The 20552-nt window shown below is 57.4% G+C and carries 20 protein-coding genes; 7 read left to right on the top strand and 13 right to left on the bottom strand.

Annotated features, from left to right (window positions below):
• Positions 1-10: 10 nt before the first annotated feature.
• The 8 genes from GS611_RS03935 to GS611_RS03900 are packed head-to-tail and all read right to left on the bottom strand — an operon-like array spanning position 11 to position 6438.
• The gene (locus GS611_RS03935) at positions 11-577 is read right to left on the bottom strand and encodes a YIP1 family protein (protein ID WP_171632402.1); all 567 of its coding nucleotides are present in this window, start codon (positions 575-577) and stop codon (positions 11-13) included.
• On the bottom strand, positions 574-1059 hold the full coding sequence (locus GS611_RS03930) for a YIP1 family protein (RefSeq protein WP_171632399.1): 486 nt from the start codon (positions 1057-1059) through the stop codon (positions 574-576). Before GS611_RS03930 ends, GS611_RS03935 begins: the two co-directional genes overlap by 4 nt.
• The gene (locus GS611_RS03925; protein WP_171632397.1) at positions 1059-2339 is read right to left on the bottom strand and encodes a SufD family Fe-S cluster assembly protein; all 1281 of its coding nucleotides are present in this window, start codon (positions 2337-2339) and stop codon (positions 1059-1061) included. The genes GS611_RS03930 and GS611_RS03925 overlap by 1 nt, the downstream gene beginning before the upstream one ends.
• Positions 2339-3094 carry a Fe-S cluster assembly ATPase SufC gene (sufC, locus tag GS611_RS03920; RefSeq protein WP_171632394.1) on the bottom strand — a complete coding sequence of 252 codons (756 nt, stop codon included), beginning with the start codon at positions 3092-3094 and terminating at the stop codon, positions 2339-2341. The genes GS611_RS03925 and sufC overlap by 1 nt, the downstream gene beginning before the upstream one ends.
• A gap of 49 nt (positions 3095-3143) precedes the next feature.
• Positions 3144-3347: a hypothetical protein gene (locus GS611_RS03915; RefSeq protein ID WP_152458013.1), complete on the bottom strand. Its 204-nt coding sequence runs from the start codon at positions 3345-3347 to the stop codon at positions 3144-3146.
• Positions 3347-4867: a Fe-S cluster assembly protein SufB gene (sufB, locus tag GS611_RS03910; RefSeq protein ID WP_171204775.1), complete on the bottom strand. Its 1521-nt coding sequence runs from the start codon at positions 4865-4867 to the stop codon at positions 3347-3349. The genes GS611_RS03915 and sufB overlap by 1 nt, the downstream gene beginning before the upstream one ends.
• Positions 4868-4885: 18 nt before the next feature.
• On the bottom strand, positions 4886-5929 hold the full coding sequence (locus GS611_RS03905; protein WP_171632391.1) for a cysteine desulfurase family protein: 1044 nt from the start codon (positions 5927-5929) through the stop codon (positions 4886-4888).
• Positions 5930-5979: 50 nt separating this feature from the next.
• Positions 5980-6438, bottom strand: a complete 459-nt coding sequence (locus GS611_RS03900) for an Rrf2 family transcriptional regulator (RefSeq protein WP_152458016.1) — start codon at positions 6436-6438, stop codon at positions 5980-5982.
• 181 nt (positions 6439-6619) lie between these two features.
• Between GS611_RS03900 and GS611_RS03895 the strand changes: the two genes are divergently transcribed.
• From GS611_RS03895 to GS611_RS03870, 6 genes are all read left to right on the top strand, one after another.
• On the top strand, positions 6620-7273 hold the full coding sequence (locus GS611_RS03895; protein WP_152458017.1) for an alpha/beta hydrolase: 654 nt from the start codon (positions 6620-6622) through the stop codon (positions 7271-7273).
• Entirely contained in the window at positions 7273-7518 is a 246-nt protein-coding gene (locus GS611_RS03890; RefSeq protein WP_152458018.1) for a hypothetical protein, read from the top strand. Before GS611_RS03895 ends, GS611_RS03890 begins: the two co-directional genes overlap by 1 nt.
• A complete protein-coding gene (locus GS611_RS03885; protein WP_171632387.1) occupies positions 7515-8678 on the top strand; it encodes an HD domain-containing protein in 1164 nt (387 codons plus the stop codon). Before GS611_RS03890 ends, GS611_RS03885 begins: the two co-directional genes overlap by 4 nt.
• A 376-nt stretch (positions 8679-9054) precedes the next feature.
• On the top strand, positions 9055-9390 hold the full coding sequence (locus tag GS611_RS03880) for a multidrug efflux SMR transporter (protein ID WP_171632384.1): 336 nt from the start codon (positions 9055-9057) through the stop codon (positions 9388-9390).
• 76 nt (positions 9391-9466) lie between these two features.
• Positions 9467-11284 (top strand): translational GTPase TypA, encoded by a 1818-nt coding sequence (gene typA / locus GS611_RS03875; protein ID WP_171632381.1) that lies wholly within the window; start codon positions 9467-9469, stop codon positions 11282-11284.
• A gap of 463 nt (positions 11285-11747) precedes the next feature.
• Complete coding sequence (locus tag GS611_RS03870; protein ID WP_171632380.1) at positions 11748-12173, top strand: hypothetical protein; 426 nt, start codon at positions 11748-11750, stop codon at positions 12171-12173.
• A 74-nt stretch (positions 12174-12247) separates the two neighbouring features.
• Here the strand turns inward: GS611_RS03870 and GS611_RS03865 are convergent, their stop codons facing one another.
• The 4 genes from GS611_RS03865 to recA form a co-directional block, all read right to left on the bottom strand.
• Positions 12248-12871, bottom strand: coding sequence for a transglutaminase-like cysteine peptidase (locus tag GS611_RS03865; RefSeq protein WP_171632377.1), 624 nt, complete (start codon positions 12869-12871; stop codon positions 12248-12250).
• A gap of 371 nt (positions 12872-13242) precedes the next feature.
• Positions 13243-13530, bottom strand: a complete 288-nt coding sequence (locus GS611_RS03860) for a DUF1330 domain-containing protein (RefSeq protein WP_152458023.1) — start codon at positions 13528-13530, stop codon at positions 13243-13245.
• A gap of 1 nt (position 13531) precedes the next feature.
• Positions 13532-16204 (bottom strand): alanine--tRNA ligase, encoded by a 2673-nt coding sequence (gene alaS, locus GS611_RS03855; RefSeq protein WP_171632375.1) that lies wholly within the window; start codon positions 16202-16204, stop codon positions 13532-13534.
• Positions 16205-16380: 176 nt separating this feature from the next.
• The gene (gene recA, locus GS611_RS03850) at positions 16381-17448 is read right to left on the bottom strand and encodes a recombinase RecA (protein WP_171632372.1); all 1068 of its coding nucleotides are present in this window, start codon (positions 17446-17448) and stop codon (positions 16381-16383) included.
• Positions 17449-17640: 192 nt separating this feature from the next.
• On the opposite strand from recA, the gene GS611_RS03845 reads away from it, so the two are divergent.
• The gene (locus GS611_RS03845) at positions 17641-18234 is read left to right on the top strand and encodes a sulfotransferase family 2 domain-containing protein (RefSeq protein ID WP_171632370.1); all 594 of its coding nucleotides are present in this window, start codon (positions 17641-17643) and stop codon (positions 18232-18234) included.
• 5 nt (positions 18235-18239) lie between these two features.
• On the opposite strand, the gene GS611_RS03840 is transcribed toward GS611_RS03845, so the two are convergent.
• Positions 18240-20531, bottom strand: coding sequence for an ATP-binding protein (locus GS611_RS03840; RefSeq protein ID WP_171632367.1), 2292 nt, complete (start codon positions 20529-20531; stop codon positions 18240-18242).
• Positions 20532-20552: the final 21 nt, after the last annotated feature.

Below are 20552 nucleotides of genomic sequence, written 5' to 3'. Positions count from 1 at the left end.
TACGGTTTTCCTAGACAGGCGCGGCCGGTGTTAAATACAGGACGAAGGGAACCGCAATCAGGGCTGACAACAGAATTACGGCGAAGGATTTCCAAAGGGATCCGAATTGATGCGCTTCGTTCAGGAAATGAAGCGTGATGTAAAGGCTCAGGATCGCCGTCGCGAACAGCATTATCATCATCAGAAACGGCATCGTCAGGCTTAGAACAAGGGTCATGACAAGGGCGACGATTTGCAGGAACTGCAACCACACCGTCAGGACCATCAGATCGTCAAAGCTTGCTTTGCCGCCTATTGCTTTTCCGACGACGAAGAACGCAAGGATGCTCAGCAGCATTGCTCCGGCGGATCGCAGCAAAACAACGGGGATACTTTCGGGAGGCGGTGCGATCTGACCTTGCGGCACGGGCACCGACAAATCGATTCCCAACTGGACGAGACAGTTCAAAACCACTGCCAGCGCAAAGGCCAGCCACAACCCTTCCCGCCCCGGTTTCAGGGACAAAAGCTGGCGGGCGGCTTGGTCGGGGCTTCTGATCGTCAGAACCGCCAGAGCGCCGAGGGAATTGATAGTCATGCAGCGGACCTTTGTACTTGTCTCAGACCGGATAACCAGAACCAGACAAAAACAGCAACCCAGGCGATGCCCACAGTTGTCAAAGCGGGCCCGGGCCCGATGAACCCGGCAACCAGACCATTCAACAAGACCAGGGGGGCGGATGCCAACAAAGCCCAGAACAGGGCAAGTCGTGCGCCATAAGCAGTGCCCTGCCCGCCCGCCATCCGCGCCGCCCAATAGGAAATCAGCGCCAGCGTGTAGAAAAACAACGGCAGTATGAACACCGACCCCAGCAAAGCGCCGCCCAGAAGCATGTTCAGCTCGACGCCTTCAAGATGCGCTTTGCGGGCAAGGCTGGGCATTTGCGCGACAAAGGCCACAACGCAAAACGCCATGACAAACACCAGTGCCCTGTCTTCCCGCTGACCCATTTCAAGAAGCCGGCGCACCACGCGCCCCGGCCCCCGGTATGTGGCCAATATGTCAGACGAGACGGCCATCAGCTACGACGCGCCAGCCACCCTTCCAGACGGCTTACGATCTCTTCCGCCAAGGCGCTGTCTTCGATCTCATCCACCGCTTCGGCAAGAAAGGCCAAAGTCAGCATGTTGGTTGCGTCCTTGACCGGCACGCCACGGGACCGCAGATAGAACAGCGCGGTTTCGTCGATCGCACCCGAGGTCGAGCCATGCGAACACGCCACGTCATCGGCATAGATCTCAAGCTCGGGCTTGGCGAGGAACTGGCTGTCATCATCCAGCAGCAACGATTGGCTGATCTGGTAACCGTCGGTTTTCTGTGCGCCTTCCTTCACAAGGATCTTGCCCTGAAACACGCCGGTCGCCCCGTTGCGCAGCACTTTCTTGAACACCTGACGGCTTTCGCAGTTTACCGCATCATGGGTGATGAAAACCGTGTCGTCATGATGGAAGTCTCCATCGCCAACACAGGCCCCGGCCACATGGGCCACCGCGTCATCGCCTGTCAGCTCGACGACCTGCTCGTTGCGGGTCAGCACGCCATTCACTGTCAAAGTGAAGGATTTATAGACAGACTCCGTGCCCAGACGGGTAAACATATGGGTCGCGGCCCGGCGTTCATGGTCCCTGCCCTGGGCGCGCACATGGTGCAGCGTGCCCTTGTCGGCGATGTCGATCTCCATGCATTTGTTGAAGCGTGACGCAGCCGGGCCGGTTTCCAGAATGGTTGCCTCGGCCCCGCCTTCCACGCGAATGACGTGGTGCAGGATCGCATCCGAGGTCGGCGATGCATGACGATAGACCAGGTTGATCGGTTTGGACGGTTTGCCGGTGATATGGATGGCCACACCATCCGACGCAAAAGCCGTGTTCAGCGCCGCCAGCGGACGCTGGACCGGAGACTGACCGCGCGTCTCAAGCACGCCATACAGGTCTTTCGCCCAATGAATGTCCTTGCAGCAGATATCCTCGAGCCGGTCGATGGTCACGCCTTCCAGCGTCAGGTCGTCCGACTCTTCGGCGCTGAATTCACCGTCCACGAAGACGATGTTCAGCCGGTCGAGTCCGCTGAACATCAACGGCTCATCATCGGCAAACACCGCAGCCGGAGGCGCGTCTGGCGAGACCAGAGTGTCCGGTTGAGTGTATTTCCAATATTCGTCACGCCGTCCGGGCAGACCAGTTTCCAGAACACGGGCCAGCGCGTCTTCGCGCGCGGCGCGGGTGCATCCCGCGTCGGGCATGGTCAAGGCAGACAGCCGGGCCTCGGTCGCGGTTTGTTTGACTTCGGGCAAGGCCATCAGTTCACCTCGGCAAGAATGTCGGCATAACCGTTGTTTTCAACCTCGAGCGCCAGATCTGGGCCTCCGGTTTTGACAATGCGGCCATCGGCCATGATGTGCACGACGTCGGGCTTGATGTGATCCAGCAGGCGCTGGTAATGGGTGATGACCAAGAACCCGCGACCTTCATCGCGCAGCGCATTCACACCTTCGGCGACCAGCTTCATCGCATCCACATCCAGACCCGAGTCGGTTTCGTCCATGATGCACATCTTGGGTTCCAGCATGGCCATTTGCAGGATTTCATTGCGCTTTTTCTCACCGCCCGAGAAGCCCACATTGACCGGACGCTTGAGCATATCCGCGTCGATCTTCAGCGTCTTTGCCTTGGCACGCACTTCCTTGAGGAAATCAGCGGCGGACAGCTCGTCCTCACCCCGCGCCTTGCGCTGTGCATTCACGGCGGTGCGCAGGAAGGTCATGTTGCCCACGCCCGGAATCTCGACTGGGTATTGGAAGGCCAGAAACACGCCGGCAGAGGCGCGCTCTTCCGGTTCCATCTCCAGCAGGTCCTCGCCATCCAGCGTGGCAGAACCCTCGGTCACTTCGTACCCGTCGCGGCCCGACAGCACGTAGCTGAGTGTTGACTTGCCTGACCCGTTCGGCCCCATGATCGCGTGTACCTTGCCGGCTTCAACCGTCAGGTCCACACCCTTTAGGATCTGCTTGTCTTCTTCTTCAAGCTTCACGTGCAAATTCTTGATTTCCAGCATTTTTTATCCTTTAGCGCATCGCAAGGGGCACCGTGGCCCCGAAACCTTCTTATCCCAGCAACTTGCGGATCAGACGCGCGACGATCCAACCCAGGATCGCCCCTCCGCCAACCGCCCAAACCGGGTTGATGAATTCCATGTGGTTGATGTTGACGTAAGCCATACCCAGCAGACCGCCAAGAACCGGCAACGCGTAACCCAGCCAGGTCAACACGTCTTCTTTCCGGATGCCGCTTCGTGACGCCCGCGTCATCAGCCAACCGACCCTTCCAGCGAGATTGCCACCAGTTGCTGCGCTTCCATGGCGAACTCCATCGGCAGTGCTTGCAGAACGTCCTTGCAGAACCCGTTGACCACCAAAGCCACGGCCTCTTCTTCATCCATGCCGCGCTGACGGCAATAGAACAGCTGATCGTCATCCACCTTGGACGTCGTCGCCTCATGCTCGACACGAGATGAGTTGTTTTTGACCTCGATATACGGAACCGTATGCGCGCCGCATTTGTCGCCGATCAGCAAGCTGTCACACTGGGTGTAGTTGCGGCTGTCCTTGGCCTTCGGATGCATCGAGACCAGACCGCGATAGGTGTTCTGCGCCTTGCCCGCACTGATGCCCTTGGACACGATGCGAGACTTGGTGTTCTTGCCCAGATGAACCATCTTGGTGCCGGTATCGGCCTGCTGATAGTTGTTGGCAATCGCGATCGAATAGAACTCACCTTGGCTTTCGTTGCCGCGCAGGATGCAGGACGGGTATTTCCACGTCACGGCCGAGCCGGTTTCGACCTGCGTCCACATCACCTTGGACCGGTCGCCCCGGCAATCGGCGCGCTTGGTCACGAAGTTGTAGATGCCGCCCTTGCCGTTCTCATCGCCCGGGAACCAGTTCTGAACGGTCGAGTATTTCACTTCGGCGTCTTCTTCGACAATGATCTCGACCACGGCCGCGTGCAGCTGCGCGGTGTCGCGCTGGGGCGCGGTGCAGCCTTCCAGATAGGACACGTACGAACCTTTGTCGGCGATGATCAGCGTGCGCTCGAACTGGCCGGTGTTTTCGGCGTTGATGCGGAAATAGGTACTCAGCTCCATCGGGCAGCGGACACCGGGCGGAATGTAGACGAAGGACCCATCCGAAAACACGGCCGAGTTCAAAGTCGCATAAAAGTTGTCCGACACCGGAACCACAGTGCCCAGATACTTCTTGACCAGCTCAGGATGTTCCTTGATCGCTTCGGAAATCGAACAGAAAATCACACCGGCCTTTTTCAGTTCGGCCTGAAAGGTCGTGCCGACGGACACCGAGTCAAACACCGCGTCCACAGCAACCTTGCGCCCCTCGGCCGGAGCATCCTCAGCACCTTCGACACCAGCCAGAATCATCTGTTCTTTCAAAGGGATACCAAGCTTTTCGTATGTGGCCAGCAGCTTGGGGTCGACATCGTCCAACGACTTGGGTTTCTCTTCCATCGATTTCGGACGCGCATAGTAATACTGGTCCTGAAAATCGATCTTTGGATAAGTGACCATGGCCCATTTCGGTTCTTCCATCTTGGTCCAGCGTTCAAACGCGGCCAGACGCCACTCGGTCATCCATTCCGGTTCTTCATTCTTTTCCGAGATCAGACGAACGATGTCCGGGTTCACACCTTTCGGCGCGTACTCCATTTCGATGTCCGTGTCCCAGCCGTATTTATAGGTTCCGACCTCGCGCACCGCATCCACGGTTTCCTGGTCGACACCCTCTTTCACCTGGGTCTGGTCCAAAGCGGCCATAACTTGCCCTCCGTCAGATCACGCGGCGCGCGCGCGATGCTTTTTCTCTTTCTCAAGCCACGTTTCGGCGAAACGCAGCACATCTTCTTCCGTTGTCCGAGGTCCCAGCGATACGCGGATTGCGCTGCTGGCTGTCACCTCGTCGTATCCCATTGCGGTGAGCACCGCGCTGGCACGAACCTTGCCGCTTGAACAGGCAGAGCCCGCACTGACCGCAAAACCCGACAGATCCATCTGCATGACCTGGGTCTCACCTTTCCAGCCGGGGGCGGCAAAACACAGGGTGTTCGGCAGGCGTTGCCGCCCTTTCCCGACAAAAATAGGTGATTTTACAGCAGCCTCAAGAGCGTTTTCTAGAATATTTCTAAATTCCTCGACCTGCTCCCAAACGCCATTGGCCAGGTCCCGCATCGCAGCTTCAGCTGCGGCGCCGAACCCCGCGATACAAATGACATTTTCGGTTCCTGACCTGCGGCCCATTTCCTGGCCGCCCCCCTTGATCTGTGCCGCCAGATCGGTTCCGCGTTGCATCACAACGGCACCGACACCTTTTGGACCGCCCAGTTTATGCGCCGAGACCAGAGCCATCTGGGCATTCATCCAGTTGAACGCGACGGGCAGCTTTCCAAAAGCCTGTGTGGCGTCTGTCACGGCCAGGCCGGACGGCAGTGTTTGAACAATCCCCGTCTCTGAGTTTGCCAGTTGCAATGTCGACATTTCAGGCGCGATTACCTGCACGTCTCCGGCCTCGGAAACCGTAAGATCCTCATTGATCCAAGATCTTACCGCGTCATGTTCAATCGCCGCGCCGTGCAATTGGCGCCCCGACAATGCCAGCGCCGCACCTTCGGTTGACCCAGATGTAAAGACGATATCCGCCCCATCCGCCCCAAAGGCCGATGCAATTTGGGCCCGGGCGCGCTCGATCAGAGCTTTGGCGGCCCGACCTTCCGCATGAACCGACGAGGGATTGCCGCAGACATCCATCGCCGCAATCATCGCGTCCCTCGCTTCGGGGCGCAGCGGCGTTGTTGCATTGTGATCCAGATAAACACGTTTCATGGATACATCTTTTTGCCAGCAGACTTCATTTCATATCCCGCCCGTTCAGATCATTCATCTACAACAGAGAACAGGCTCGGCACGGCCGGGCACGGGGCGAGGTCGTTCTTGATCACATCTGACAAACGGGTTTGATGCAGGAACACATAGACATGCGCGCTGAGACTTTCCCAAAGCCGATTGGTCAATGATTGAGCGCGGCTGCCGGACGAGGCCCCGGACGCGCCTGCCCCTTTTTGCAGCGCATCAACGGTTTCGTCCACGGCGGCCAGAATTTCGACGACACGAATTTCGGATGCCGGGCGTGCCAGTCGATACCCGCCGCCGGGCCCCCGCACGGAAGACACCAAGTCCGCCCGGCGCAGTTTGACGAAGAGCTGCTCGAGATATGGTAACGAAATGTCCTGCCTCTCGGAGATTTCTCCAAGCGTCACCAGTCGTTCCGTCGGCTGGAGCGCAATATCCGCCAGGGCGACCATTGCGTAACGCCCTTTGGTCGACAGCTTCATTCCATGTCCCCTTTCAGCAGGATTTGCGCGAAATCATTGACGCCGACGTTGCCAGTGCGTATCTCCGACTGACAGCGCTGGTATGCGCCAAGCAATGTAATTAGAACCGTTCTAAGGTGCCCGACGATTATCGTCAAGTATATCCGGGCATCGGCACGAAAAAGACAGGACCAAAGCACACATGCCCGAGGTGATTTTTCCCGGACCCGAAGGCCGCCTGGAAGGCCGCTACCACCCGCAAAAGGAAAAAGACGCACCGATCGCCATCGTGCTTCACCCGCACCCTCAGTTCGGCGGGACCATGAACAACAAGGTGGTCTACAACCTGCACTATGCCTTCTACAACATGGGCTTCACCGTGTTGCGCTTTAACTTCCGCGGTGTCGGTCGCAGCCAGGGCGAGTATGATCAGGGCGTGGGCGAGCTGAGCGATGCGGCGTCGGCGCTGGATTACCTGCAATCGATGAACAACAATTCGAAACACTGCTGGGTCGCAGGTTTCTCGTTCGGTGCATGGATCGGTATGCAACTGCTGATGCGCCGCCCTGAAATCACGGGGTTCATCAGTGTATCGCCCCCTGCAAACATGTATGACTTTTCGTTCCTTGCCCCCTGCCCGTCTTCCGGCCTGATCATCAACGGCACGGCTGACAGGGTGGCGCCACCGGCTGACACGACCTCGCTGGTGAACAAGCTGCACGAGCAGAAGGGAATCACCATCACGCACACCGAAGTGGAAGGTGCAGATCACTTCTTTCAGGATCGTCATATGGACACGCTGATCACCAATGTCAGCGACTATGTGAAACGCCGCCTGACCGAGAACACCCGCTGATGTCCGACACCATCACATCTCTTGCCGCCAAACTGGCCGAAGATACGATGAAGGTTATGGATGAGACAGGCGAAGACAGGTTCTTTGTCGAAGTTGGTGAAGTGCTCGGGGCCGCTTCTCAGTCTCTGGAAGAGGCGTTTCTGACGGAAATTCGTGTTCGGTTGGCTGAGCGGAAAGCCAGGCAGTTCGTGATCAAACGCTTGTCTGCGCATCGCGCAAAGCAGAAGGCGATCGAAAAGCAATGACCGACCGTATGTCGGCGCAAATCGCGTTTCTGAAACGGGCCGACGAACTGAAAATGGTCGAGCGGGCAAATGTCCTGCTTGACCAGTCCAGACCCGAAAATTCGGCAGAGCACAGCTGGCATCTGGCCTTGTGGGCCCTGGTCATGGCCCCGTTGGCAGGGCCGGATGTCTCGATTGATCGGGTCATACGTATGCTATTGCTGCATGACCTGGTTGAAATCGTTGTCGGCGACCACCCAATTCACCTTGAGACCGATTGGACCTCGGTTGCCAAGGCCGAGCAAGCTGCAGCCAAAGATCTGTTTGGGCTGTTGCCAAAGGATCAGGCCGATACGTTTCACGCTGTCTGGCGTGAATTTGAAGAGGATCAGACCGCCGACGCCCGATTTGCCAAGGTTTTGGATCGTTGTCAGCCACTGTTTCAGGTTCTGTGTGCCCCGAACCCCGATCCGGATCACGTGGACATAGCGCGTTCAAATCTCGAAGGCGGTCGCGCCGCCTATCTGGAACAGGTTTTTCCATTGGCCTACGAGCACGCCGCAAACCTGCTGGCTGGTGCAAATACGCAGGCCAACGCGTTTACGCAACGGCTGGCGTTTCTGACCGAAGCTGATCAGCTGAAGTCCGTTCTGCGTGCCTCGCGGCTGATGGCGGGTGATCGTTTCGAAAACTCGGCAGAACACTCGTGGCACATCATGCTCTACGCCTGGGTCCTGGCTGAAACTGCGCCCTCAGGTATCAGTGTTGATCGGGTCCTTCAGATGCTGTTGCTGCACGATATCGTCGAAATCGACGCCGGCGACAATCCGATCCACGGGCAGGTCGATCACGCAGCGCAAGCAGCCAAGGAACAAGCGGCGGCCATGCGCTTGTTCGGACTGCTGCCCGACACCCAATGCAACACCTTCACTGCCCTGTGGCAGGAATTTGAAGCGGCAGACAGCCCGGACGCCAGGTTCGCCAAAGCCGTTGATCGGTTTCAGACACCTGTCGCCAATCTGGAAACCGGCGGCGGGTCGTGGGTCGATTACAAGGTTACATATGCCCAGCTTGAGGCGCGCGTGCAGCCTGCGATTGCAGCAGGTTCTCCTCGGCTGTGGGATTGGCTGCAACCGAAACTGGCAGCACACTTCCAAAGCGTCGAGGTTGTACACCCCTAGACAGAAAAGAAAAAAGGAGCCCGACGGCTCCTTTTTCCCTGCTAAGCTCTACGTGGTATTTAAAAAACACTACTACCATCAAACTGTTGAACCATGTTGGCTGCTTCAACTTCGACGGACCCCCCGTCAGCAAGCCACCCAATCACCACTATCAGACCCGCAGCAAATATTACGGATTTCGAAAATGTCGTCATAACTCAATACTCAAAAACAAATCCTAAAATACGCTGAGAAGATTACACTAATTCGATTCTCTGAATAGTCAGGTATACCTGACCTCAGGTGGTTTTCTTCCATCTTCAGATCCAAAATTGCCTTGCCCACTCCTTCGGTTTCATGCTCAACGCGGGGTATCTTTCCTGTTTCGAGGATCAAAATGCCCCAAGCGTATCTGTATCTGATGCTGGCTGTTGTTGCGGAAACCATCGGCACCACGGCCTTGCAGGCCAGTCAACAATTCACGCGGTTCTGGCCGTCCGTCCTTGTGGTCGTGGGGTACGGAGTCGCATTTTATCTCATGGCGCTGACACTGAAATACATGCCTGTCGGTATCGTTTATGCAATCTGGTCCGGTCTGGGCATCTTTCTGATCGCCGTGATTGGGTTCATCGTGTTCGGCCAAAGGCTGGATTGGCCTGCAATCCTGGGATTGACGTTGATCTTGTCCGGAATCCTGATCATTCACCTCTTTTCCAAGACTGCCGGTCACTGATCCACGGTTAGGGCTGGTATATTTTGTCGCGCCGCGCTATGCGCGCGGCAACTTCCCGTTCAAAGGCTGACCTCTCATGGACCTGCGCAATATCGCAATCATCGCTCACGTGGACCACGGCAAGACGACCCTGGTGGATGAGCTGCTCAAACAATCCGGCGCGTTCCGGGAAAACCAGGCCGTGGCGGAACGCGCCATGGACAGCAACGATCTGGAGCGCGAGCGCGGCATCACCATTCTGGCCAAGGCAACTTCGGTCGAATGGAAAGACACGCGCATCAACATCGTCGACACGCCGGGCCACGCCGATTTCGGTGGTGAAGTCGAGCGTATCCTCAGCATGGTCGATGGTGTCGTCCTGCTGGTTGACGCGGCCGAAGGCCCGATGCCGCAGACCAAGTTCGTGACGTCGAAAGCCTTGGCGCTGGGCCTGCGCCCGATCGTGGTTCTGAACAAGGTCGACAAGCCGGATGCGGAGCCTGATCGCGCATTGGACGAGTGCTTTGACCTGTTTGCCAACCTCGGCGCCGATGATGATCAGTTGGATTTCCCGGCCATGTATGCCTCGGGCCGTTCAGGCTGGGCGGATATGGAGCTGGACGGCCCGCGCAAGGACCTGAGCGCACTGTTTGATCTGATCGTCGATCACGTTCCTGCCCCGAAACAGATCGCGCATAAGGGGGAGCCGTTCCGGATGCTGGCTACCACTTTGGGCAGCGATCCATTCATCGGCCGCATTCTGACGGGTCGTGTGGAAAGCGGCACATTGAAAGCTGGCGACAGCCTGAAAGCCCTGAGCCGTGACGGATCGTTGATCGAAAACTTTCGCGCCTCAAAAATACTGGCATTCCGCGGGCTGGCTCAGCAACCTATCGATGTGGCCGAAGCCGGTGACATCGTCACCATCGCCGGCATGAGCAAAGCCACCGTGGCGGATTCTCTGGTTGCTCCGCAGGTCGAAGAAGCCCTGCCTGCACAGCCCATCGACCCGCCGACGATCACCGTAACTTTCGGTATCAACGATTCACCGTTGGCCGGTCGTGACGGCAAGAAAGTTCAGTCACGCGTCATCCGTGATCGTCTGATGAAAGAAGCCGAATCGAATGTCGCGATTCGCGTCACCGACACACCCGGCGGCGAGGCTTTCGAGGTCGCCGGCCGTGGCGAATTGCAAATGGGCGTTTTGATCGAGAACATGCGTCGCGAAGGGTTCGAGCTCAGCATCTCGCGCCCGCAGGTTCTGTTCCGCGAGGAAAACGGCCAGCGGCTGGAACCGATCGAGGAAGTCACCATTGACGTAGACGATGAATACTCGGGCGCCGTGATCGAAAAGATCACTGGGGCCCGCAAAGGTGAGTTGGTCGAGATGCGCCCGGCAGGTGCAGGCAAGACCCGCATCATCGCGCATGTACCGTCCCGTGGCCTGATCGGTTATCACGGCGAATTCCTGACCGATACCCGCGGCACAGGCGTTCTGAACCGCGTGTTCCATGACTGGGCGCCGCACAAAGGCCCGATCCCGGGCCGCCGGGCTGGGGTTCTGATTTCGATGGAGAACGGTCAGGCCGTCGCTTATGCTCTGTGGAACCTCGAGGAGCGTGGCCGGATGTTTGTTGGTCCTCAAACGGATGTCTATCAAGGTATGGTGATTGGCGAGCATTCTCGTGACAATGATCTGGAAGTGAACCCGCTGAAGGGCAAGAAACTGACAAACGTACGCGCCAGTGGCTCGGACGACGCGGTTCGTCTGACGCCACATGTTCAGTTCTCGCTAGAAGAGGCAATTGCCTATATTGACGACGATGAACTGGTCGAAGTCACCCCGAACGCGGTGCGCTTGCGCAAGCGTTTTCTTGACCCGCACGAGCGCAAGCGGATGGCCAAGTCGGCCTGATTTACCTGGCAGACCGCTACCGCAATCGGAAACAATTGCCCAAGTGTGGCAATTTTGCGTCCAAACGGACAAAAGATGAAAAACGGACAACCGGGCAATACGCCCGGTTTTCTTCTGAAAACAGGGATTTTTCTTCTTTAGGTTGCATTAATTTTCCCCCGCTCCCTCGATCCACATATTGTGATTGAGACCCGTTTAAGGTGAAAATGTGCCAGTTGTGTGACGTCGTTCATAAACACCTTCGCTCCGATGGTTCATATGAACACGTAGTAAAGTATCGAGTTTCGAGGAGTTCCAAATGGGTATCCGGTCCCGCAATATCCCGCTGTTTTTTGTTGCTACGACGTTTTTGTTTTCGCCCGCGGGCGAAGCTTTCGCAGCAGGTACATGTACCGTTCAAACAGCCAGACAATCCGCAGCATCCGCACAGGTATTATGTGAGTGCGACGCTGTAACATCGGGCATGATCCGATACATTCAGCGCCGGCACGATTTCGATCAAATTCTGGCGCGTGTCGGAGCTGAATGCACACCACTTGCAGACTTGCTTTCTGATTTTCCAACGGCATCGATCGGCGCAAGTGATCAGCGGTCCGGAGATGGGCCGTCTGATGAGACTGTCGACAGCAGCCCGGCTTTCGGTGGCGGCGGCGGTTCAGGCGGTGGAGCTGGCACCACTGGCGCTGGAGACGGTGGTGGTGGCACTGGCGGTGAAGGTGGCGGCACTGGCGGTGAAAACGAAGGTGGCGGCGAAAACGAAGGCGGCGGCGAAAACGAAGGCGGCGGCGAAAACGAAGGCGGCGGCGAAAACGAAGGCGGCGGCGAAAACGAAGGCGGCGGCGAAAACGAAGGCGGCGGCGAAAACGAAGGCGGCGGCGAAACGTTCTAATTGGGAAGCAATACTACCGGTGCAAGATACGATTGCACCGGTATTCAGTTTCTCAAAAAGATCTCCAGGTTTCGTCAGCTATGGCCGTACACACCAACCCAACGTCCGGGCCGATTCGGGTCTTGCATGCGAAGAAACAGGTACCGCGTTGCCGTCCAGGGTTTGATACGGTTTGTGAGGTTGTCCAAAACCAAATCACCCTTGGAAGAGCGATACACCAGCACCGCATGAGGCACGCGACGCGTGTCCAGAACCGTAGCGATCAACAGTTTACTTGGATCGACGCCGGCATGGATCAAATCTCTTTTCTTCAACAGCGCGAAGTCTTCGCAATCGCCACCCCTGGCTGTCGGAAGCGCCCAACGCTCGGTCATCTTGTACTGGGATTGATCGGTGACTTCTCGCGTCGATCTGTTCACGCGCCGATTTACCTGTTCGACAACCTTCAGTTCTTGCTGGCTGGACAGGGATACGGAGCGTTTTTTGGCACAGGCCCATTTGTACTCGGCGCACAGATTGGCCGCCCCTGACGGTGGCGGAGAGGCCGCGACACTTGGGATAAATCCGTTACCGGACGCATGTGCGATGGGGGCCACGGCTAGGGTGCAGACGCCCAAAAAACTGATGCTGAAGGCCCGTACTGAAACCGGCAGAAGTCTTGCACCAAACCGCTTGGCCAGATTTGTGAAGTGTTTCATGCCTGTACCCCAATCCGATGTTCTTCGCACGATTGCACGTCAAACAGGGTCGCATTCCGATTCGTGAAACTATCCGCGAACAACCCCGCCCAGGCAATCACCTAAAAAGTTGAAGGGGAAAAAGGGCGGAAATTCGTCCGTCAATCTGACCTTTTTGCGCAAGAATTTGGGTGGCGCGGCCACAATTCGGGTGCCGATCGCGCAAATACGCGACAGCGTGGCCTGATAAGTGATTGAAATAATGAAAAAATAAAATCAGCCCCCTGTTGACGGGCTGAGTTCCCTTGGCCGAGTGGTGGTATAAGCCAATGATTGCCTATTGGCTGCCCCTTTACCGGGCAAACCGCGCTACACGTCGTGAACGCAGTCGTTCACTCCGTGATTTCAACCACAACCAATTCACGTTCGCTGGCGTCGCGCGCATGACTCAATGCTTCTTGATAGTCATCCGAGTTGTAGCATTCGACGGCTGCTTCTAGCGACGGGAAACGGGCAACAACGTTGCGTGGCCGTTCCTTGCCTTCCAACTGAACGTAACGCGCCGCACGGGCGATGAAAGTGCCCCCGTGCTTGGCAATGGCTGGCCCGGCCAATTCGGCATATTTTCCATACGCCTCGGCATCGGTCACCGTCACGTGTGCAATCCAAAGTGCAGCCATCTTACCCTCCCAAAACCTGTTCTGCAGCCTTGATCGCCGAATCCGCATTCGACGCATCCCGTCCACCGCCCTGGGCCATGTCCGGGCGGCCGCCGCCGCCCTTGCCGCCCAATTCCACTACTGCGGCCTTGACCAGATCGACCGCCGAAACGGTTCCTGTCAGGTCTTCGGTGACGCCAGCCGCAACCGCGGCCTTGCCGCCCGTATCCGCGATGAGCAACACCGCCCCCGATCCAAGACGCGCCTTGTGTTCGTCGATCAATGCCGGAAGATCCTTGCCGGACACCCCGCTGAGGGCCTGCGCTATGAACTTCACACCGTTCACATCACGCGCTTCGGCACCGCCGCCCTGCCCGCTCCCGCCGGCCATCGCCAGATCTCGACGCAGTTGAGCCACTTCGTTCTGCAATGATTTGCGTTCCTCCAGCAGGCTTTTCACGCGGGCCACCACATCATCCGGCTGCGCCTTCAGTTCCGAAGCCACCTGCGCAAGACGATGATCCTGTGCCGAAAGGTAACGGAACGCTTCATCCCCGGTCAGTGCTTCGATGCGGCGCACTCCGGCACTGCTTGCGCCGTCACCCAGGATGACAAAGGTGCCGATATCACCCGTCTGACGCACATGAGTACCGCCACACAGTTCGATCGACCAGGTTTCGCCATCATGGCCCTTGCCCGTAGGTGCCTTGCCCATCGAAACAACACGCACCTCGTCACCGTATTTCTCGCCGAACAGTGCCTGCGCGCCCAGTTTGCGCGCGTCATCCGGTGTCATGACCCGTGTCTCGACAGCCGAGTTCTGGCGGATGAAATCGTTCACCTCACGCTCGATCTTCCGGATTTCCTCCAGGCTCAGCGCTTTGGAATGGCTGAAGTCGAACCGCAGACGATCCGCCGCATTCAGCGAGCCGCGCTGCGCCACATGGTCCCCCAGCGTGTCCCGCAGCGCTTCATGCAGCAAGTGCGTGGCCGAGTGGTTGGCCCGGATTGCGGTCCGGCGCGCATGATCGACTTCCAGCTCGACAGCATCGCCTTTTGAAACGGCACCGCTGACGACCGTCACCTTATGCGCATAGACCTTCCCATCAGCGAATTTTCTGGTGTCTTCCACTCGGCTGAGGTGATCGCGATCTTCAAGGCGACGCATCTCGCCAGTATCGCCCACCTGGCCACCAGCCTCGCCATAGAACGGCGTCTGGTTCACCACGACCCAGCCGCTGTCGCCCGCTTCGATCTTGTCAACCAAAGCACCGTCAACAACCAGTGCCACAACCTGAGCTTCGGCTTTCTCGGTGTCATAGCCAAGGAAGTCGGTCGCCCCGGCGCTGTCCAGAACATCGAACCATACCGCCTGATCCGCGGCTTCACCTGACCCGGCCCAGGCAGCCCGCGCCTTGGCCTTTTGTTCGGCCATCGCCGTTTCAAAGCCTTCGGTGTCAACTGTCCGGCCTTTTTCGCGCAGCGCATCCTGTGTCAGGTCCAGTGGGAAACCGTAGGTGTCATACAGTTTGAATGCCGCCTCACCAGACAAAGGCGCCCCCTCGGAAAGGCCGGACACCTCATCGTCCAGCAGCCTCAACCCCCGGTCCAGCGTCTGCTTGAAACGCGTTTCTTCAAGCAACAAGGTCTCTTCGATCAATGGCTGTGCCTGAGTCAACTCGGCATAGTGACCGCCCATCTGTTGAACGAGGGACGGGACAAGACGGTGCATGACCGGATCCTTGGCGCCCAACAGATGCGCATGACGCATGGCACGACGCATGATGCGGCGAAGAACATAGCCGCGGCCATCATTGCTGGGCATCACGCCATCAGCAATCAGGAACGAAGTCGAACGCAGGTGGTCCGCGATCACGCGGTGGTGCACGTTCTGATCCCCGTAAGGATCCACGCCAGTTGCATCGGCTGATGCCTCGATCAGTGCCTTGAACAGATCGGTGTCATAATTGTCATGGCTGCCCTGCAACAATGCACCGATCCGCTCGAGACCCATGCCCGTATCGATCGACTGCATGTCGAGCTCGACCATCGAGCCGTCTTCGAACTGCTCGTTTTGCATGAAGACCACGTTCCAGATCTCAATGAACCGATCGCCGTCTTCCTCGGCAGAGCCCGGAGGACCGCCCCAGATGTGGTCTCCGTGGTCATAAAAGATCTCGGTACACGGGCCGCAGGGGCCGGTCGGGCCCATCTGCCAGAAATTGTCGCTGGTGGCGATGCGGATGATCCGGTCTTCGGGAACACCGACCTTTTTCCAGATTTCAAACGCCTCGTCATCAGTATGATAGACCGTTGTCAGCAGGCGGTTCTTGTCGATCCCAAATTCCCTGGTGATCAGCTCCCACGCGAATGGGATCGCTTCGTGTTTGAAGTAATCACCAAACGAGAAGTTCCCCAACATCTCGAAGAATGTATGGTGGCGCGCTGTGTAACCCACATTGTCGAGATCGTTGTGCTTGCCGCCGGCACGCACACATTTCTGCGCCGTGGTGGCGCGCTTGTAGTCACGTGTTTCCAATCCTGTGAACAGGTTCTTGAACTGCACCATGCCCGAATTGACGAACATCAGCGTCGGGTCGTTGCGCGGCACCAGCGGGCTGGACGCCACGACCTCATGCCCCTGTTTTTCAAAGTAATTCAGAAAGGTCGATCGGATGTCGTTCAGGGTTGGCATAGGGCTCTCTCGGCGCACAAAAAACTTGGTCCCCGCAGGTTTATCCCCCTGTCAAACGAGTGTCCACAGCAGAGGCGTGTCCGAACGAAACAAGGCGACCCGGGGGACCGCCTTGTTCATAGTATTTTCAACACAACACCTCGGACCGGGAACGTATCGCACCCCGTCAGCGACCGTCAGGCTTCAAGGATGTCATCATCCTCGGCTGCGCCCGGAGGCATGTCGAACTCCAGCCCGTGAGCCGCCCGAATCTTGTCTTCGATCTCAAAGGCAATGCGGCTGTTGTCGCGCAGATATTGTTTGGCGTTCTCACGCCCCTGCCCGATCCGTTCGTCGCCATAGCTGAACCATGACCCTGACTTTTCGACCACACCGGCTTTGACACCCAGATCCAGCAATTCGCCCATCTTGCTGATGCCTTCGCCGTACATGATGTCGAATTCCACCTGCTTGAAGGGGGGTGCAACCTTGTTCTTGACGACCTTGACGCGCGTCTGGTTGCCGACAACTTCGTCCCGGTCCTTGATCGCGCCGATGCGGCGGATATCCAGACGAACCGAGCTGTAGAATTTCAGTGCATTACCGCCGGTGGTGGTTTCGGGGCTGCCGAACATCACGCCGATTTTCATCCTGATCTGGTTGATGAAAATCACCATGCAGTTCGAGCGGCTGATCGAGCCCGTCAGTTTCCGCATCGCCTGGCTCATCAGACGGGCCTGAACGCCGACATTGCTGTCACCCATGTCGCCTTCCAGTTCGGATTTCGGCGTCAGCGCCGCAACCGAATCGACCACGACCATGTTGACCGCGCCCGAGCGCACCAGCGTATCGGTGATCTCCAGCGCCTGCTCTCCGGTATCGGGCTGCGAGATCAGAAGCTCGTCCAGATCAACACCAAGCTTTCGCGCATATTGCGGGTCCAGCGCGTGCTCGGCGTCGACAAAGGCGCAGACGCCGCCGCGTTTCTGCTGTTCCGCAATGCAATGCAGCGTCAGCGTCGTCTTCCCCGAGCTTTCCGGGCCGTAAATCTCAACAATCCGCCCCATTGGCAGACCACCAATTCCCAACGCAATATCCAACCCGAGCGAGCCTGTCGAACTTGCATCGATGTCCTGTTTGGCGCCTTCGCCAAGCTTCATGATAGAGCCTTTGCCGAACTGCCGTTCGATTTGGGCCAGCGCGCTGTCGAGCGCCTTTTGCTTATCTGCGTTTTTCTTGTCGCTCATTGTCAGAAGATCCGCCATTGTCCTGTCGCCTTCCCTTTTGTCACACCCTTGATCGGGCGGCAATCGCTGCTTTGTTCGCCTCTTGTTCCTTATGGGACCAAAAGAAGAACATTTCAATAAAAACTTACGGGATTTAGTCTTCAGCAATTGTATTAAGAAGTCCTTTACGACAATCTGCGCGCATAGCCGGATGACAATTGGAGCAATTAAATGCTTGTTTTCTATGAGGAACGCCTTGCCTTCCTTGCCGTTCCGAAAACCGGCAGCACGGCTTATCACACGGCGTTGCGGGATCGCGCTGATATCGTCGTCACTCATCCTCCCGAGCTCAAACATGCTCCGGTGCGCAGGTATGATCGGTTCTTCCAGAACATTTTTCGGAAAATGTACGATACCGAGATGGAGATCCTGGCAGTTGTTCGCGAACCCGTTGACTGGCTGGGCAGCTGGTATCGATTTCGCAGCCGCGCCGACCTGATCGGTCACGTCCATTCGACCCGAGACATGAGTTTCGACACGTTTGTGCAGGCCTATATGACAAACCCCCGTCCGGATTTTGCCGATGTTGGTAGCCAAAGCCAGTTTTTCCGCACCCGCAGCAACGGTCGCGGCGCCACGCATATTTTCAAATACGAAAACCAGGACAAAATTCTCGACTTCCTGCAAGCGCGACTGAATATGCAGATCGACCTGCCACGAGAGAATGTATCACCACCGGGTGATCTGACGCTGACGCCCGAAACACGGCAGAAATTTCGCAAAAGACACGTAGAGGAATTCGCGCTCCACGATGCAGCCTTGTAGGGTGCTCAGTTCAGCTGTTGGAAAACCGCCTCGGTCAACTGGGTGAGGGAAAACGGCTTGGGCAGGAAGGTCGAGTTGGCGATCTCGGGTTCTGAATCGCCAAAGGCACCTTCCGTGTAACCGGATACGAAGACCACGCGGGCATCCGGGCGTGATTCCCGAGCTTTACGCACCCAGGTCGGACCATCCATGCCGGGCATGACCACATCCGTTACGAATACGTCGACGTTCAAAGATGGATCCTCCAGAAGCCGCAGAGCTTCCTCGGCCGAATCCGCCTCCAGCACGGTATAGCCCTTGAGACGCAGGGCCCGGGTTGCGAAGGCGCGGACCGGCGCTTCGTCTTCAACCAAAAGCACGACGCCCTCTCCTTGCCGGGCGCTTTGGGTTTCGGGCTGGGCCGGAATGTCCTGTTCAGCCTCTGCCACCGTGGCGCAAACCGGTAGAAAAACGGTGAACTCGGTGCCTCGACCCACCGTGCTGTCGACAAAGATGAAACCGCCCGTCTGCTTGACGATGCCATACGCTGTTGAAAGCCCAAGCCCTGTGCCCTCACCCGTACGCTTTGTCGTATAGAACGGCTCGAAAACCTTTTGCAGTTTGTCGGCGGGTATTCCCACACCGCTGTCCATGACCCTGACCGTAACGTATTCGCCGGGCTGGACGGTCGCCCTGTCCCTGCTGAGCGGTTGCGACAGGTTCAATACCTCGGTCTCGATACGGATCTCGCCCCCGTCTGGCATGGCATCGCGCGCGTTTACGACAAGGTTCATCAACACCTGTTCCAACTGCCGTTTGTCCGCCCGAACCGGCTTTAACACCGGATCATGGCTGAGGGTCAGCAGAACTTTCTCGCCCACCAACCGGTTCAACAAGTGAATGAGATCCGAGATCGTGTCGCGCAAATCCAGAACTTCGGGCCTGAGAGTCTGTTTGCGCGAGAATGCCAGAAGCTGGCTGACTAGCGCAGCGGCCCGGTTGGCGTTCTGATTGATCTGAACCAGATCCCCATAATCCGGGTCATTCTGATCGTGACGCAACAACAGCAGGTCGCAATGCCCGGAAATGGCCGTCAGCAGGTTGTTGAAATCATGTGCGACCCCGCCGGCCAATTGACCCACAGCTTGCATTTTCTGCCCTTGGACGAATTGAGCCTCCAGAGTCTTCAACTCGGTCGCATCATTCAGAACCGCGATCAGACAGATCTTGCCATCGACAACGACACGGCTCAGCGTGACCTGTACGAAGACTTCCTTGTCTTTTCGGGTCAACTGAAGAAACTCGGATCGTTGCGCATCTTCTTGCGCGGCCGTCCGCGCCAGCCAATCCAGAATGGGGTGCCCCATACCCCGCATGATGTCGGCTATGTTCGTGCCTTCCAGGCTTTCATTTCCAAGCAACTTATTCGCCAGCCTGTTGGCATTCAGAATGGCCCCCGCCGGAGACAGGGTGAGAACCGGAACCGGAAGATCTGCAAAAGACGTGCTGGCCCCGGGCGCCGGAGTTTCAATGAGCGGCACCAAACCAAGGCTTCGTTCCTTGCTGGATCGGGAAAGCTCCGTCACAGCGACCGGTATCATTCCGTCCTGTGACTTGATAATGTTTGAGGCTCCGACCCGGGGGTCAGCATCACTGAAGACGTCGCGAACCCGACCGGGACGCAGCCCAAGCAACTTTTTCGCCGCCGGATTCGGGCACACCACATCATCCGCGCATCCGATGGTCAGGACCGGCAGGTTGAGAGACTGCCAGCTTTCCTGTTCTGACTGTTGAAACCGCCAGCAAAAAATGTCGGGAGCCAATTGAAACACGGTTACACTGCTTGTGTTTCCCCTGATCACGCAGTCTTCCCGGGCCCGACCGAATGATCGGGCCTGAGATTGCAACCTCAACAAAATCACCTGAGGCGTCGAGAACGTCGAACCGAGGCAGTTTTCAAGGCTGGCTCCTTTCGCCGCGCCGAATTGTTCCCGCGCTGGTGCGTTGGATGCCAGAATGTCGCCATAGGCATTTGCGATCAGGAAAGGTGACTCGTCCTGTTCTGCAAACGCGGCCATGACGGCAGTGGTTTGTTGCGCATGTCTGACGTCGACCTGGCCTTTGATCACGACGCATAGTGCCACAATCAAAAGCGAAGTTCCCGCGACCATCATGCCCATGGTCCAATCCGGTGGCAACAACCCGACCATGGGGGCAATGCTGATCAGTAATGCCACCGCCACCAACGACCATAGACGAGATGCCAAGGGCGTGTGGACAAGAGATGGGTCGCTGAAAAATTCTACTGTGTCAGACATAAACGGCTCGGGCGCAAAGTT

Origin of the sequence: Ruegeria sp. HKCCD6119, assembly GCF_013110585.1 — a bacterium.
GTDB lineage: Bacteria > Pseudomonadota > Alphaproteobacteria > Rhodobacterales > Rhodobacteraceae > Ruegeria.
The sequence above is the reverse complement of the archived record's forward strand: the minus strand, read 5'-3'. Positions and strand labels throughout refer to the sequence as shown.